General features: G+C 41.3%; 12 protein-coding genes. 10 read left to right on the top strand and 2 right to left on the bottom strand.

Annotated features, from left to right (window positions below; all coding sequences use genetic code 11):
• Positions 1-10: 10 nt before the first annotated feature.
• The 7 genes from Q4567_RS19505 (at position 11) to Q4567_RS19475 (ending at position 8,784) form a co-directional block, all read left to right on the top strand.
• The gene (locus Q4567_RS19505; RefSeq protein ID WP_216049192.1) at positions 11-1,162 is read left to right on the top strand and encodes an SIS domain-containing protein; all 1,152 of its coding nucleotides are present in this window, start codon (positions 11-13) and stop codon (positions 1,160-1,162) included.
• Between the two features lie 29 nt (positions 1,163-1,191).
• Positions 1,192-2,154: an N-acetylglucosamine kinase gene (locus Q4567_RS19500; protein ID WP_216049193.1), complete on the top strand. Its 963-nt coding sequence runs from the start codon at positions 1,192-1,194 to the stop codon at positions 2,152-2,154.
• Between the two features lie 652 nt (positions 2,155-2,806).
• Entirely contained in the window at positions 2,807-5,659 is a 2,853-nt protein-coding gene (locus Q4567_RS19495) for a TonB-dependent receptor (protein WP_303501837.1), read from the top strand.
• A gap of 478 nt (positions 5,660-6,137) precedes the next feature.
• On the top strand, positions 6,138-6,923 hold the full coding sequence (locus Q4567_RS19490) for an SDR family oxidoreductase (RefSeq protein WP_216049195.1): 786 nt from the start codon (positions 6,138-6,140) through the stop codon (positions 6,921-6,923).
• A gap of 71 nt (positions 6,924-6,994) precedes the next feature.
• Positions 6,995-7,372, top strand: a complete 378-nt coding sequence (locus Q4567_RS19485) for a VOC family protein (RefSeq protein ID WP_216049196.1) — start codon at positions 6,995-6,997, stop codon at positions 7,370-7,372.
• A gap of 330 nt (positions 7,373-7,702) precedes the next feature.
• Positions 7,703-7,870: a hypothetical protein gene (locus Q4567_RS19480; protein ID WP_216048731.1), complete on the top strand. Its 168-nt coding sequence runs from the start codon at positions 7,703-7,705 to the stop codon at positions 7,868-7,870.
• 89 nt (positions 7,871-7,959) lie between these two features.
• Positions 7,960-8,784, top strand: a complete 825-nt coding sequence (locus Q4567_RS19475) for a LysR family transcriptional regulator (RefSeq protein WP_303501831.1) — start codon at positions 7,960-7,962, stop codon at positions 8,782-8,784.
• A 346-nt stretch (positions 8,785-9,130) separates the two neighbouring features.
• Here Q4567_RS19475 and Q4567_RS19470 read toward each other — a convergent pair whose 3' ends face one another.
• The gene (locus tag Q4567_RS19470) at positions 9,131-9,364 is read right to left on the bottom strand and encodes a hypothetical protein (RefSeq protein WP_216048729.1); all 234 of its coding nucleotides are present in this window, start codon (positions 9,362-9,364) and stop codon (positions 9,131-9,133) included.
• Positions 9,365-9,605: 241 nt separating this feature from the next.
• Here Q4567_RS19470 and Q4567_RS19465 point away from each other — a divergent pair, with 241 nt between their 5' ends.
• The 3 genes from Q4567_RS19465 to Q4567_RS19455 are packed head-to-tail and all read left to right on the top strand — an operon-like array spanning position 9,606 to position 13,034.
• Complete coding sequence (locus tag Q4567_RS19465; protein ID WP_216048728.1) at positions 9,606-11,066, top strand: RimK family protein; 1,461 nt, start codon at positions 9,606-9,608, stop codon at positions 11,064-11,066.
• A gap of 9 nt (positions 11,067-11,075) precedes the next feature.
• Entirely contained in the window at positions 11,076-12,239 is a 1,164-nt protein-coding gene (locus Q4567_RS19460) for a GNAT family N-acetyltransferase/peptidase C39 family protein (protein ID WP_216048727.1), read from the top strand.
• 9 nt (positions 12,240-12,248) lie between these two features.
• Positions 12,249-13,034, top strand: coding sequence for an RMD1 family protein (locus Q4567_RS19455; RefSeq protein ID WP_303501825.1), 786 nt, complete (start codon positions 12,249-12,251; stop codon positions 13,032-13,034).
• Positions 13,035-13,104: 70 nt separating this feature from the next.
• Here the strand turns inward: Q4567_RS19455 and Q4567_RS19450 are convergent, their stop codons facing one another.
• Positions 13,105-14,964, bottom strand: a complete 1,860-nt coding sequence (locus Q4567_RS19450) for a TonB-dependent siderophore receptor (RefSeq protein ID WP_303501823.1) — start codon at positions 14,962-14,964, stop codon at positions 13,105-13,107.
• Positions 14,965-15,299 lie beyond the last annotated feature (335 nt).

The raw sequence follows: 15,299 nt of genomic DNA, 5'->3' as shown, positions 1-15,299 counted from the left end.
TCAGCAAACTATGAATTATCTAAACTTTTCCGAAGAAAAATTAGCACAATTAGACGGCTATTGGACAGCCAAAGAAATCAGTCAACAACCAGAATGCTGGCAAGCAACTTTGAAATTGCTGCAGTCTCAGCAACAACAAATAGAAGCTTTTTTGACCCCTATATTAAACAAGCCGAACATTCGCATTATCTTTACCGGTGCAGGAACATCAGCCTTTGTTGGCCAGTGCGTCACTCCCATTGCAATGCACGAGTTGAATAAACGAGTGGAAGCTATTCCAACCACTGACTTAGTGTCAAACCCTTCAGAATATTTTCAGGCTAAGGTGCCGACACTACTTGTTTCTTTCGCACGTTCAGGAAACAGTCCGGAAAGCGTTGCAGCATTGGAATATGCCGACCAACTTGTTGACGAATGTTATCAGTTAGCCATAACTTGCAATAGTGATGGTGAACTTGCGAAGCGCTGTGAAGGTAATAATAAACTCGCGTTATATCTACCTGAACAAACAAATGATCGCAGTTTTGCCATGACTTCTAGTTTCAGTTCTATGTTGCTTAGTGCACTTTATTTATTCTGTCCAACTCACAATTTCGAAACCGGACTTAACGAGGCTGTTGCTGCAACGACAAAACTTTTAAACAACCAAATTTTACCCCTATCGAAATTGGCGGATAAAAAGTTCAGCCGTGTAGTGTATTTGGGTAGTGGTACTTTTAAAGGCTTAGCACAAGAAAGTGCGTTAAAATTGTTAGAATTAACCGACGGTCAGACTATGGCGTGTTTTGACTCCCCCTTAGGATTTCGCCACGGGCCTAAAGCAATGATAGATGCAAATACCTTGGTTATTGTGTATATCTCCAATAATCCACTCACGCGGCAATATGATCTTGATTTAGTGAATGAATTACATACTGATGATGAAGCAGGGCATGTTCTTACCATACGAGCAGATTCAATTCCAATGATCCCTCAAGAAAATGAAATTGTGTTTGATAACATGGCAAGGCTATCGGATCGTTTTTTGCTTTTACCCTTTATTGCTTGCGCCCAAGTGTTTGGTTTTTTCAACGCGCTCAGTGTGGGGAACAAGCCTGATAACCCAAGCGCTTCAGGAACCGTAAATCGAGTAGTAAAAGGTGTGAATATTCACACTCTGTAATCTAGTTAATTGTTTCTCAGGAGATAACCATGTTTTTAGGTGTAGATGGTGGCGGGACAAAGACGGCATTTGTGTTAATCAACGCTCATGGTGACGTTCTAGCCAGTCACCAAGAAGCCACGTGCTACCACGTTGAAGTGGGTATTGAAGGTGCTAAAACCGTCATAGCGAAAGGTATATACGCATTACTTTCAAAGGCTGATAAGACAGTTAATGAACTAGAATATGGTTTCCTGGGATTGCCGGCGTTTGGCGAAGATAGTGAAGTAGATCCAATTTTAGCAACGCTTCCCTCTATCATACTACCGCAACAAAACTATCAGTGCGATAATGACATGGTCAATGCATGGGCTGCAGCCTTTGCAGGCCAAGATGGTATTAACATGATCGCTGGCACAGGCTCCATTGCTTACGGTAAACGTAACGGTAAAAGTGCAAGATGCGGCGGTTGGGGAGAACTATTCAGTGATGAAGGCTCTGCCTACTGGATTGGTCGAAAAGGACTGATGCTGTTTTCACGTATGAGCGATGGACGAGATATAAAAGGTCCACTTTACTATAAGTTAAAAGAAACCTTTAATATTATCAACGATCTGGATATGTCGGCATTAGTGCTAACTAAATGGCAAGGCTCTAGAGGGAAAATAGCACAAATATCGACTCTTGTGTTTGAAGCTGCTTTAGAAGGTGACTTGTTGGCTAAGCAGATCTTTAGTGATGCAGGTAAACAGCTAGCTGAAATAGTTGAGGGAACCCGTAAAGCATTACAATTTTCAAGCGATGAAGAGGTCAAAGTTAGCTTCTCCGGCGGTGCATTTAGCGCTAGCGACATTATCACTAAGCCCTTTTCCGAAGCATTACAGGGGTTTTCAGACACATACCATATCCAAAGACCAGAATTTCCACCTGATATAGGTGCCGCAATTTATGCAGCAAAGCTATCGGGAAAAGCACTTTCTGCTGCGGCCCTAGAGCGTTTGAAAAAGAAGTAAATTGAGCTTAGTTGAATGATATAACTTAAACGGGCTAAAGCCCGTTCTACAATTAAAAGGCTTCAAGTACATCGTCGCTTCCGTTAACGAACTAAAGCCCGTTCTACAATTAAAAGGCTTCAAGTATATCGTCGCTTCCGTTAACGAACTAAAGCCCCCTATTACATCGTCGCTTTCGTTGACGGGCTAAAGCCGTTCCATAATTAAAAGGCTTCAATTACATCTTCGCTTCCGTTATCGAACTAAAGCCCGTTCTATAATTTAAATCTAACCTAACTGACACTTAAACATTTAAAAATGCCGGAAGTGAAACTTATTGAAACAAATGAGCAGTTACCAATTTCACTTATCTGCCTCTGAAAATCGATATTATAAAATAATTTTGAGAGTCTTCGTTTAATCTCTCTAACGCATACAGAGTAAGCCCAAAAAACCTACCAACACTTTTATTCACAGGCATTTCAGGCTATATTTCGCTCAAAATAAAAATGTAAAACCTTCAATTTATGCTATTAAAAATGTTGCAATTAAGCCTCAACCACATTTCATTGTGTTACGTTTTGTTTAAAAAATGTTGAAAGTTAAATTAAACTTGGTTATCGTTTCGTTAGGTTTGTTTTTGTTTACATCACCATAATACAAAGAGGGCTTCATGAATACTCACTTTAACAAGACATCGTTAGCAATTGCCGTGGCGTTGCTTTGTACTAATGTCCACGCACAAGACTCAATTGATAACACAACTGACGAAACTGAAGTCATAACGGTTACATCGGCTCAAGCTAGCTTAATCAAAGCTTTAGATCTTAAGCGCTCTAGTGATTCAATCGTTGATGGTATCACAGCTAAAGAACTGGGGATTTTTCCGGATGCCAATGTTGCAGACTCGCTATCTCATATTACTGGGGTAACAATTGACAGAACAAGCGGTGGTGAAGGCAAAGGCGTTAATATTCGCGGTTTGGGTCCTGAATTTAGTATTGTAACCATTAATGGTCGTATTATGGCAACCGATCAAAGCGGCCGTGAATTCGCTTTTGATGTCTTACCATCAGAAGTCATTTCAGAGGCTTGGGTACATAAGTCTGTTAAGGCTTCAACGCTTGAGGGCAGTATAGGTGGGGCAATTGATTTACGAACGGCCCGTCCTTTTGATAACAAAGGGTTACAAGGATCGTTCTCAGTTGAGGGCAATTATGGTGATAAAGCCGATAAAAACGGCTACAAATTTACCGCGGTAAGCAGCAACACTTTTGCTGACGAAACAATGGGCTTTCTGTTTTCTGCTTTATACAGCAACACACCGACACGAACGGACTCACTCTCAGATTTGAATTATGGGGTCAATTGGGGTTGGGATCATGACAATAGCGATGGTGGTGTGGTTAACTGGCAAGATGCTTCTAACGAATTAATCATTCCTAATGTTGTCGCCTATACCGCACAAATTGAAGAAAAGAAACGTATGGCATTCTCCGGTGCCTTCCAGTATCAACCCAGTTCAAAGGTTGATATTAATGCAGACTTTCTTTGGACTCGCTTAGACGCGCCATCTCAAGGTTATACCGAGTCATATTATTTGGTAGGTCAAGCGTCGAGTTGGCGTGATGCTACCTTTGGCGGAATTGCAACTGAGCTAAACCCAGAGGGAACAATGGTCACTGGCATGACCATGGATAACCTGATTCCAGAATTAGTGACCATAACCGAACATCGTGTTGTAGATACTTATCAAGTCGGTTTAAATGGAAAATTTCAAGTAAACGATAACTTTACTGTAACCGGTGACGTATACCTTTCTAATGCTAAACGCGACGCCGGCGGTAAAGATAAGTTTGTTGTAGCCCACGGCATAGGTGGGGTGCCAAACACGGCTACTTTTAGCTTGACAGAAGGCGGCTTACCTAACGTTATAATAGATTTTGCGGATGATGCAATTAGCTCTGTTGGTGACTTAGTTAACGACAGTCAGTTCGGACCGCATTATTCCCAAACCAATGGAGTGAATATTGAAGATGAAGTTATTGGGGGGTCACTTATAGGCGAGTTGTTTTTAGATATGCCGATTGTTTCAAGTATTGAATTTGGTGCTGTTTATAACAAACGTAGTAAAGATCGTGTGAAAATAGACAATCAACATGCACAAACACTATACAGTAATGCGCCTTTTACTTTCGCAGATACGGGTGTTGATGTTGTGCAAGGCTTTCCGATAGATGATTTTTTGAGTGATGTTTCAGGCGACTTTCCACGACAATTTGTAGGATTTGATATTGATGCTTATCAAGCAGCTTTAGAAGCCTCAGATAACAACCCGGATGTCATCAACCGCTTTACCGGAGAGGTTTACCCCGACGGATATTCAGATGCAGATGAAGGACGTTTCAATCCAAACGAATCTTTCGAAGTTGTCGAAGATACAAAATCCTTTTTCGTTCAAGGTAACCTGTTTGGTGAAATAGCGGGCATGGAATGGTCAGGTAATGCTGGTTTACGCTATGTTAACACTGATACCACGTCAAATGGTTGGCTTTGGGAAATCGAAAAAGTCAGTGCGCCAGCCGCTTGGGTGTGGGTAGTGGAACACTATGATCCGGTTGCGATCTCAGTGGAAAATAGTTATTCCGAATTACTCCCCTCTGTCAATTTCGCTATTGAATTATTGGACAACTTACTTCTGCGTTTATCTTATGCCGAGGTAATGGCCAGAGCTTCGTTAAACCAATTATCAACCCAAGTGGACGATGGCTCAGCAGCATGGGGGGAGTTTACTCTAAATCGAGTGGGAAACCCTAAGCTATCGCCGGTAAAAGCCAAACAATCTGACGTATCCATAGAATGGTACTTTTCAGAGGGATCCGCATTGACGGCTGCAATTTTCCAGAAAGACATCAAGGGATTTGTACAAGATTGGCAAAACGTTTATCCCACTGAGGAAGATCAAGCAAATCGCCCAGTTTACCCAGTAGAAAATCCACAACCTTGGATAGAAACTGGATACGTCGATACTCCATTTAATGTGTTCGAACCCAAAAACTTAGATACCGCTAAAGTCCTTGGTTATGAGTTTTCACTGCAACATTTCTTTGAATCTGGTTTTGGTATTAATGCAAACTACACCTACATAGATACAGAATCGTATCAAGACGGAACAAAAATAGGGGTATTGGCGGGAATTCCAGATACTTCTTATTCACTAAATCTAATGTATAACACCGATAATCTGAGCTTGAGTCTATCGGGCTCGCATACTGAAAGTTTCATTCTGAGTCATTGGTCCCCCCTTAATTTAGTCAGTGAAACTCCATACAAAGGAACGGCTGATCCAATGACTTGGGTATCGGCTTCAGCTACGTATTCATTTAGTAGTAATTTAGAAGCCTATGTGCAACTAGATAACTTATTAAATGACAATTGGCATAGCTATAACGGCACTAGTAGCGTGCCAGGTTCATACTCAGAATGGGGTCGCAAGGTGTTTGTCGGCGTTCGCTACAAATTATAAATAGCAATTAGTTCAAGCTCCGAAATGGCTCATTTGCATTCGTGTAAGTGGGCCTTTTTTTTCGTTTTGTTAAAAAATTAAATTAACGATTTCTCACCTACCCATATAGAAATGTCTGTCGTTTTTACATCAATATTCTAAATATTGATTTCACACCGCATCAGATTGAGTCTCCAATACCTGCTCTTCGAAATTGAGAGTATCTACCCTTTATAAATTGCCATTCTCGCTTACGTTCTTTCCTGTAAACTGCAACACAGCAACCAATACGACTAAGCTAGCTGCTTAATTACCTGTGTCAAACTGGTAAATATGTATTGTTAAGAAGCATCTGCCAAACCAATCGATAGTGCAAAAAACACTCAATAAGAATACCCTTGGGTCTCAAACAAAAAAGCTGCTATGTTCAATCTGGACTACAATTTTCAGTTCAATTGATGACTTTTAAAATACGCGCGCGAATAAAACAGGATTTTTTATGATCAAATTAAACACAGTATTGATAACGGGAGCATCAGAAGGGATTGGCAGGAGTTTCGCCGAAACCTTTGCCAAACACGGACACGAGCTGGTTTTAGTGGCTCGTAATCAGCAAAAGTTAAATGAATTATCGATTTATTTAAATGCAAAATATGCTGTGACTTGTCATGTATATCCCACTGACTTAAGCCTTAAACATAGCGCACAAAAGTTATATGAACAGTTAATGACCGATAAAATAGAAGTCGACATTTTGGTCAATAACGCTGGCATGATGCAAATAGACCCCATTCAACAAGCGGATGTAGAAACGCTCAACAACTTAATTCAACTGAACATTCAAAGCCTAGTCAATATGACCCGCGTATTTGTTGGCCCTATGATTGCGAAGGGCGAAGGCCGAATAGTCAATGTAGGCTCTATAGCCAGCTTTATGCCGACCCCAAGTTTTAGTGCATATGGTGCAAGTAAAGCATTTGTTTTGTCGTTCAGTGAAGGGATTTCAGAAGATCTTAAAGGTACCGGCGTAACTGTGACTTGCGTGTGTCCGGGGATTACTGAAACTAAGATGTTGAGTGGCGCCCATGGCGTTGAACAGTACATCCCAAGTTTTCTAAAAGCACAACCAGATTCCCTCACCAACGACGCCTATAAAGCTATGATGAAAGGTGACGTGGTATTTCTAGATAAATTGGCCAATAAAATGTTAGTCCAGTATGCCACTCATTATCCACGCTGGATGGTACGGCGTATCAATGGCTTATTTCGTAGATTTACCCTTTAAATTTAAAGGGTACTAAAAATTTGACCTATACTTCTCGAAGTTTTAGTGAAGTCTTTTGATAGGAGAAAGTTATGCAAAATCCAGTTGGTTGGTTTGAAATTTATGTCGACGACATTAAGCGTGCTAAGGCATTTTATGAAAAAGTATTTGATGTAGAGTTGGAAGCGTTAAACGATCCTAGTGATGGCAGTGTAGAGATGCTCGCTTTCCCATCTGACATGGAAAAATATGGCGCATCAGGCGCACTCGTGAAGATGCCAGATTTTCCTGCTGGCGGAAATAGTACCTTAGTCTATTTTTCCTGTGATGACTGCGCAGTAGAAGGAGCTAAAGTTGAGAGTGCCGGAGGACAGGTTCAACGGCAAAAAATGTCGATCGGTGATTACGGATTTATAGTGCTTGCGATAGATACGGAAGGCAATATGTTCGGGTTGCATTCCATGAGCTAAAACCCATGCCACATGAACTCTCCCTGTAGGCGGCAGCTTTAGCCCCGCGAGAACATACAAGATTCCATGGCCTAAAGGCCATGCTACGATATTTCTATTGTAGGCGGCGGCTTTAGCCACGCGAAAGAAGACAAGCCTCCCATGGGCTAAAACCCACTCATCAAAACTAATACCAATTCAGCAAAAAATATATTTATCTTAAAGATAAATTTTTTTTGTTTCACAGCCCGTTAGGAAGTTGCAATGATAACTCCACTCAAACAGAGTCAGGATGGAGCGAGTTCTATTCTGTCATGCAATGAGTAATGAATATTTAACTGGTGAGCTAAAATGAGCAAAGATTACAGACGCGAAAAAGAAGACTTTGATAATTCAGACTGGATGTATAGTAATTCTGACGCGCCGCACAAAAGTAAGCGTATGAATGATATTGAAAGGCGTAAACGAGACAGTAAAAAGTTGAGTCGAGAGCGAGATAGACAATCTCAATATCATTAAGCTAGAAAGATTAAGCAGGCCATAGGGCTTGCTTAATCGGCATATTTAAAGTATTAAACGGGTAACCTAGTCAAATTCGTGAATTTGTTGTGGATATCCGTTTCCTTAGTACTTTTTTGGAAGTTGCTAATACACGCCATTTTGGTAAAGCAGCTGACAACTTATACCTCACTCAATCTGCCGTTAGTGCCAGGATTAAATTGCTCGAAGAGTATTTTAATACAGCCTTGTTTATTCGTAATCGAAATAGTATTCAACTTACTCCAGCTGGTGAACAGCTCATTCCTTACGCGAAACAATTGTCGGCAAAACTGCTAGAGGCAAAACAAGCATTAAATCATAAAAGCGTCAGATTTTTGAGTGTGGCAACCACTCCGAATGCATTCTATTTAAGTCTTGATAAGATCCTCTTCGAGGTCGCTCATCAATTTCCTGAGATATCGCTTCGAACAGATTTAGGAAACACTGAATTGTTGTCTAGGCAACTACATGAACGCACCATAGACATGGCCTTCACCACAGAACCGCTTAAACTGGATAACGTTGAAACCAGTCAAATAGCAGAAATCCCTCTGCGTTTTTTTGCCAAACCCAATAGCCAAGATTTGGAAGAATATGTTCACATTGAGTGGAGCCATAAAGTCACAGACAATGTTTATCAACAATTCCCCCAATGCCGAAATGCACGTTTAAAAACCAGCTCTTATCAAATAGGACTTGGGCAATTAAATAGTAGTGAAAAAGGCTGTACATTATTACCTGAAACAGGAAGCTATCCCGGATTGGTAAAATTGGATATTCCTTGTGATTTTAACGTGCGTATTTATTTGAATGTGATTGAAAATAACAATATTGAAGAACTCATTGCAGTAGTTAAATTTATCACAAACTCAGTTTCTGCAATAAGCTCCTAAAGGCCGCGCCCGATGGGCTGGATGAAATCCCCTCTCTGTAGGCGGGTGCTTTAGCCTCGCAATGTGTTTGAGATATTCCATGGCCTAAAGGCCATGCTACAGGGTTTCTATTGTAGGCGGCGGCTTTAGCCCCGCGAAAAATACAAGCCTCCCATGGCCTAAAGGCCATGCTACAGGGTTTCTATTGTAGGCGGCGGCTTTAGCCCCGCGAAAAAAACAACCTCCCATGGCCTAAAGGCCATGCTACGGATTTGAATGTGTAGGCGGGTGCTTTAGCGCCGCGAAAAAAACAAGCCCACATGGCCTAAAGGCCATGCTACGGGTTTGAATGTGTAGGCGGGTGGGATTATACTTTTTTAGGTAATGCCGTTATTTTTGTGAAACCTTCAGATTCAAGCTCTTCGTTAACACAATTTAAAACAAACTCTTGCTTGCTCAAATCGCCAGTACCATCTTCCGCGGCGACTTCAAGACAGTATTGCAGCATATCAGCAACGGTGTCTGGGTCTGCTGCTTCTTGCGCATAAGAAACACTAGCGTAGATTGCTGTTACTGCTGCGCCTAATAGCCATTTATTCATTGTTTTCTCCAATATAATTAGGGAATTTGATCGGTTTATAAAGTGGCTGGATTTTTATCCCATTAATCAATCTTTGCCAGCAAATTAATTTGCTCGTGAAGACAATAATTTTTCGTCAATGTACTAGGCTTTTATTGTTGTATTTGGCTATGGAACGTCTATATTTCGCTCACTTTTTTAAGGCTGTTAAAATGACTTTTTCAGCGTTTAAAAAATTCACATTTAAGGCTGAAATTAACAAATGTATAAATCGTTAGTCGTCGTTGACACGTTAGATGGGTTACCACAAATTGATGCAAATATAATCGATTTTGCTCAGTATTTGGCGGATTATCCTAAAGCTGGTGAACCCAAAACCAGAGTAATCAACTTATGTAATACATCGCTTTATTTGAGCGAGGGTTACTACTGTTCGTTACTGGCTGAAGCCCGTCAACATAAGGTGTTACCCAGCGTTAACTGTATTAACGATTTAACCGCATTAAATCGGCACGAATCAGTAGAAAAATCTGGACTAACACTAGCTAAGTCTTTCCTTCCTATGCAATTTGATAAGGAAGAAGTGGAAATCTTGGTATTTTTTGGTTGGACCGAAAATGAAAGTTTCAAAAAGTTATCAAAACATGTGTTTGAGCGTTATCCAGCGCCAATATTACGCCTAAAAATAAAGCCATCTGATAACTCTATTTGGGTGCAGGTATCGGTTATGGGCTGTAACGAGTTGGATGCGAAAACTTGGCCGGTGTTTATTCAGCGTTTGGAACATTACACCCAATCAACTTGGCGTAATCATTACAACAAGAAAAAATTCCGTTGGGACATGGCGATTTTAGTTAATGAACAGGAAAAAACACCTCCAAGTGACAGTAAGGCGTTGAAAAGCTTTATAAAGGCTGCTGAACAAGTGGGTATTCACGCGGAGCTAATTAACGCAAAACAAGCAACCAATATTGGTCAGTATGATGCTCTATTTATCAGAGAAACCACTGCGATCGATCACCACACCTATCGTTTAGCGCGCAAAGCTGAACAAGATGGTCTGGTAGTCATTGATGACGCACAGTCTATTCTGCGCTGTTGCAATAAAGTGTTTTTGCACGATGCATTTAGCTATAACAAAGTACCAGCTCCAAAAAGCAGTTTTGTGTCAAACGCACTTGATGAAACCTGCGAAAAGCTAGCCGCAGAATTTGGCTATCCAATCGTACTTAAGTTACCAGAAAGTTCGTTTTCAATGGGTGTGTTTAAAGTTGAGAACTTTGCTGAGCTAAAATTGAAATTAACCGAAATGTTGACTAAATCAGCATTGGTTTTAGTCCAAGAGTACGTTTATACCGATTTCGATTGGCGTATTGGTGTGCTTAATGGCCGTGCTATTTATGCTTGCCGTTATTTTATGGCTCGCAATCACTGGCAAATATACAACCACGGCTCCAAAGCACATTTCTCTGGTGATTTTGAGACTTTGCCAACTTTCGAAGTACCCAAGCCTGTGTTAGATGCGGCGGTGAAAGCCAGTGCTATCGTTGGTAAAGGTTTATACGGAGTAGACATCAAACAGGTTAATAACCAGGTATATGTGATTGAAGTGAATGACAACCCCAGTTTGGAGTCGAAAGTGGAAGACCTTTATTTAGGTAAAGAGCTGTACATGATCATTATGCAAGAATTTGCGAATCGTCTTGAAGCGAGAGGTCGCTAAGTGAACATTATGGTATCTAAACAACAAACGATGCCAATTTTAATAAGAGCAGCAGCAAATGAAGATTTGCAGCAACTGCTCGAATTGGAAAAACAGAGTTTCGATTCTGATCGTTTAAGCCGCCGGAGTTTCAGGCATTGGCTGAAATCTCCTACATGTGTATTTATTGTGGCGGTACAAGAAAACGCGTCGGAAAAATCTCAAGCAGCGATATTGGGTTATGGACTTGTGTTGATGCGCAAAGGTACTCGCTTGTGCAGGCTATATTCGATTGCCGTATCGAAACAAGCCAAAGGAAGCGGTTTGGGCAAACGTATATTGAGTGAATTAGAAAAAGAATCTGTTGAGCGCGGAAAATTGTTTATGCGTTTAGAAGTAGCCTGTGACAATGAAACGGCGATAAACCTTTATAAATCTTTCGGTTACCGATCTTTTGGTGTTTATCGCAACTATTATCATAACAGTGTAGACGCTTTGCGTATGCAAAAGCCGATTCACCAACGTTTAACTCAACAACGCTGGGCAAGTTACCCTTGGTATCGACAAACCACGGAGTTTACTTGTGGACCTGCAGCTTTGATGATGGCGATGAATAATCTCGATTCTGAGATGAACATGAACCAATCTTTAGAGTTAGATATTTGGCGACAAGCTACCACCATTTTCATGACATCTGGTCACGGTGGTTGTCATCCTATTGGTTTAGGCATAGCGGCAATGGAACGGGGTTTTGATGCCAAGGTATATGTAAATACAAAAGACACTTTGTTTCTTGATGGCGTGCGCAGTGAGCATAAAAAAAACATCATGCATGCTGTTGAAAAACGCTTTAAACAACGAGCAAAGGAAATTGGATTACCGATCCAATATAGCGCACCCAGTGTAGCAATGATCCAATCAGAATTAGCAGCAGGTTCGGTAGTGCTGAGCCTGATAAGTACCTATCAACTAGACGGTAAAAAGTCACCGCATTGGGTGACTATTACCCATGTAGATGATGACTGCTTATATTTCCATGACCCTGATCCAGATGACACCACAGAGGAAGTTGATAATCAGCAAATGGCAGATTGCCAACATATTCCGTTGGCGAAAGAAGACTTTAATAATTTGTCGGTATTTGGTAAGTCCAAATTACGTACAGCCGTTGTTATTAGTCGTGTAAGTAAATAAGGAAAAAACATGACAAGCAATTTTTCATCTCAACTGATTGAAGTTATCTGCATCGCAGACACTCTTGAACTCAAGGCGATTCAAAGTCAGTTTGCTAAACACTTTGTGGTTAATCGTTACAGAGATGCGTTACATATAGATCTTCCTAAAGGTCATGTATTTATATTTGACTATGGGGTGGTTGTGACTTGGGGAATCAGTGCCGCTAAAAAGACTGATTTAATGGAAGACTTGAAGGCGTTTAATACCACAGGTCCAACTGAGCACTGGGAAGTTTACCAGTTTAATTTGGTCGATGATGCCAAGCTATCCATTTGCAATGACATCTTTACTTTAGGCGCGGCGAAAACTCACACTTTATTGGCCATAAGCCATGCGTTTGCGCAGTCACGTAAATTGGAAGTATTTGAATCTCAAGCGGAAAGTACGATTACCCATAATCGACATCTGGCAAAAGAACTTGCTACCACAGGTAATATCAAATTAAGCCGAAAAAAGCTGGCGATGCGACGAGGAGCGCTATTTCAAACTAAAAACGACATTATGTTGCGTTTTAGTTTATTGGATGTACCAGAATATTTTTGGGATTACCCTGCGACCCAAGAAGATTATTTGGCCGCAACCAAATATCTTGAACTGACTCAAAGAATTGAATTGCTCAACCTCAAGCTAGAAACTATTCATGAACTCTTTGAAATGCTGGCGGCGGAGCAAAACCATAAACATTCTTCATTTTTGGAATGGATAATCATCATCTTGATTGCGGTGGAAATAGTGCTTTTTTTCGTTCATTAACCGCAGGTTAGCGGTTAATCATAAAGGCCAAATACCTAACTGTATTTGGCCGTTTAAAGATATTTTTAGTTTAAAATTGATAGGTCATACCAACCCGAAAATTGGCATCATTATTCTCAAACCCAACGGAATCTTGAATGTCATGAGCAAGGGCGTTATCGATATTTAAGTGAGTCTGCAAATTATCCGATAACTGCCAATTTGCTGATACACCGTATTTAGCATATCCACCCAATTCAACTAATCCTGTGGGAATTGAACTATCTAAATACGCATCCCTCACATCTGCAAAAATTGAGATAGTCACGTCGTGCCACTGGGCATCTAAACTTGCACCACCAGACCATTCTGGGCGTCTGCGCAACTGGCTTTGCTGGCCGTCAACCGTGATATCTACATAACTTACGTCAATTGACAGTTGCAGCCACTTTGTTAATTCAATATTACTGTTTAGCTCTACCCCTGAAGTTTCCACACTACTTCGATTAACCGAGGTAAATAGTTCAGCGTCAAAATCTACCAAATCAGTGAAATCATTTTCAAATAACACCAATGTAATTTGCCCCAATTCAAAGACCCATTCCACGCCGAGTTCTTTATTGACACTGCGCTCTGGTTGCAACTCCGGATTGCCCACCAGCGGATGTGCCAAGGCAAAAAAGCTCGGCAATTTATAACCTTCGTTGTACACCGCAAACACATTTACATCATCAGAAAGATCATAATGTCCAGCGAATCGAACCGATGTTTCACTATCGAAGTTGTCAGCATCGTCATATCGCAATCCTAAATCTATAGCATAGTTATTTTGCGCATATTTCCCTTCAATAAAGGCACTTTGCGAATTCTGTTCTAATACAAAATCTACAGGTAGTTGAAATCCATAATCAAGAAAGCCAGTATTGCTGCCTTCAGCATCGCGTGCACTAACCCCAACCACAATGGTAGTTTGTTGATTTAGCTGATGATTCACAAACAATTCAATTTCAGAACGAGTGAACTGTGAATCAATAACACTAGCAGGCACACCTGATTGCACTCCTTCGGCGATACCTGGGTGATCTGATGACTCCTGACGATCCAACCAAGACAGGTTAAGATTAACAGCCAACGATGGTTCTAACTGAAGCGTATTGTTTAAGCCCACCAGCCACTGCTCGCTGTTGCGTTGTTCGGCTACCTGAGGCATTGCATAAAGCTCTCCACCGGAATCTTCAGCAAAACTCAGGTTTTCATTGTCACTGTAAGTGACTAACAGTCGGTGATTTTGTTTAGTGTTGGCAAAAGCGACTTTAAACAGACCTTGCTGACTGTTAGCCGTGGCAAAATCAGAAGCTTCCCTTTGCCTAGAAGATAGACTCGCCAACACCGAAACACCATTCGCGTAAGCATGGGAAAGATTTAAACTCCCGTTAACCTGTTTATCGCTGCCAACTTCAAAATTAATCGCTGGCGCAGCTTGCTCTCGAGTAATAATATGAATCACTCCGCTGATGGCCTCACCACCGTAGATGGCACTGATGCCACCGTGATAAACCTCAACTCGCTCGATACTTTGCGGGTTTATTTGGCTAAAATCGAAACCGCCCCCACGACTATTTGTTGAGTCATTAACCGCAACACCATCAATTAGAACCAAAGTGAAATTAGATTCGCCTCCACGCACAGATACAAAGGAAACACCACCAGCAACACCGTTCTCAGCAATAACGATATTGGGAATGCGATTCAGAAGGTCGAGTGTGGATGCAGGGTTGATAGCATCAATTTGCTCTCTAGATAAGCTGGAAAAACTGCCCGCTGTATAATCAGCTAGTCGCGTACCCGTAACCTGCAGTGTTTCCACATTTTGTTGGGCCAAAACCGATATTGAAGACACTGACAGGGAAAACAGCGCCGCAATGCAACAAAATCCGTACTTCAGATTCACTTGAATTATCCTTGATATTGATAGAAGAAATTAATTTAAGGGAGGCGATTCTAAATGCTTTTACTGACGCAATCACCTTTATTTATCGTTTTTATTGCGTTGTTCATCGGCCCGAATATACGTTCATTCCATGGCCTAAAGGCCATGCTACAGGGTTTTGCATTGTAGGCGGCGGCTTTAGCCCCGCAATGTGTTTAAGATATTCCATGGCCTAAAGGCCATGCTACGGGGTTTTGCATTGTAGGCGGCGGCTTTAGTCCCGCAATGTGTTTGAGATATTCCATGGCCTAAAGGCCATGCTACGGGGTTTTGCATTGTAGGCGGCGGCTTTAGCC

The sequence above is a fragment of the Aliiglaciecola sp. 2_MG-2023 genome, assembly GCF_030548145.1.
GTDB classification, from domain to species: Bacteria; Pseudomonadota; Gammaproteobacteria; order Enterobacterales; family Alteromonadaceae; genus Aliiglaciecola; species Aliiglaciecola lipolytica_A.
The sequence above is the reverse complement of the archived record's forward strand: the minus strand, read 5'-3'. Positions and strand labels throughout refer to the sequence as shown.

What these genes read in the sequence shown, in the direction of transcription:
- Q4567_RS19505 (WP_216049192.1), top strand. Translation starts at nt 11, where the DNA reads ATGAATTATCTAAACTTTTCCGAAGAAAAATTAGCACAATTAGACGGC.
- Q4567_RS19500 (WP_216049193.1), top strand. Translation starts at nt 1,192, where the DNA reads ATGTTTTTAGGTGTAGATGGTGGCGGGACAAAGACGGCATTTGTGTTA.
- Q4567_RS19495 (WP_303501837.1), top strand. Translation starts at nt 2,807, where the DNA reads ATGAATACTCACTTTAACAAGACATCGTTAGCAATTGCCGTGGCGTTG.
- Q4567_RS19490 (WP_216049195.1), top strand. Translation starts at nt 6,138, where the DNA reads ATGATCAAATTAAACACAGTATTGATAACGGGAGCATCAGAAGGGATT.
- Q4567_RS19485 (WP_216049196.1), top strand. Translation starts at nt 6,995, where the DNA reads ATGCAAAATCCAGTTGGTTGGTTTGAAATTTATGTCGACGACATTAAG.
- Q4567_RS19480 (WP_216048731.1), top strand. Translation starts at nt 7,703, where the DNA reads ATGAGCAAAGATTACAGACGCGAAAAAGAAGACTTTGATAATTCAGAC.
- Q4567_RS19470 (WP_216048729.1), bottom strand. Translation starts at nt 9,364, where the DNA reads ATGAATAAATGGCTATTAGGCGCAGCAGTAACAGCAATCTACGCTAGT.
- Q4567_RS19465 (WP_216048728.1), top strand. Translation starts at nt 9,606, where the DNA reads ATGTATAAATCGTTAGTCGTCGTTGACACGTTAGATGGGTTACCACAA.
- Q4567_RS19460 (WP_216048727.1), top strand. Translation starts at nt 11,076, where the DNA reads ATGGTATCTAAACAACAAACGATGCCAATTTTAATAAGAGCAGCAGCA.
- Q4567_RS19455 (WP_303501825.1), top strand. Translation starts at nt 12,249, where the DNA reads ATGACAAGCAATTTTTCATCTCAACTGATTGAAGTTATCTGCATCGCA.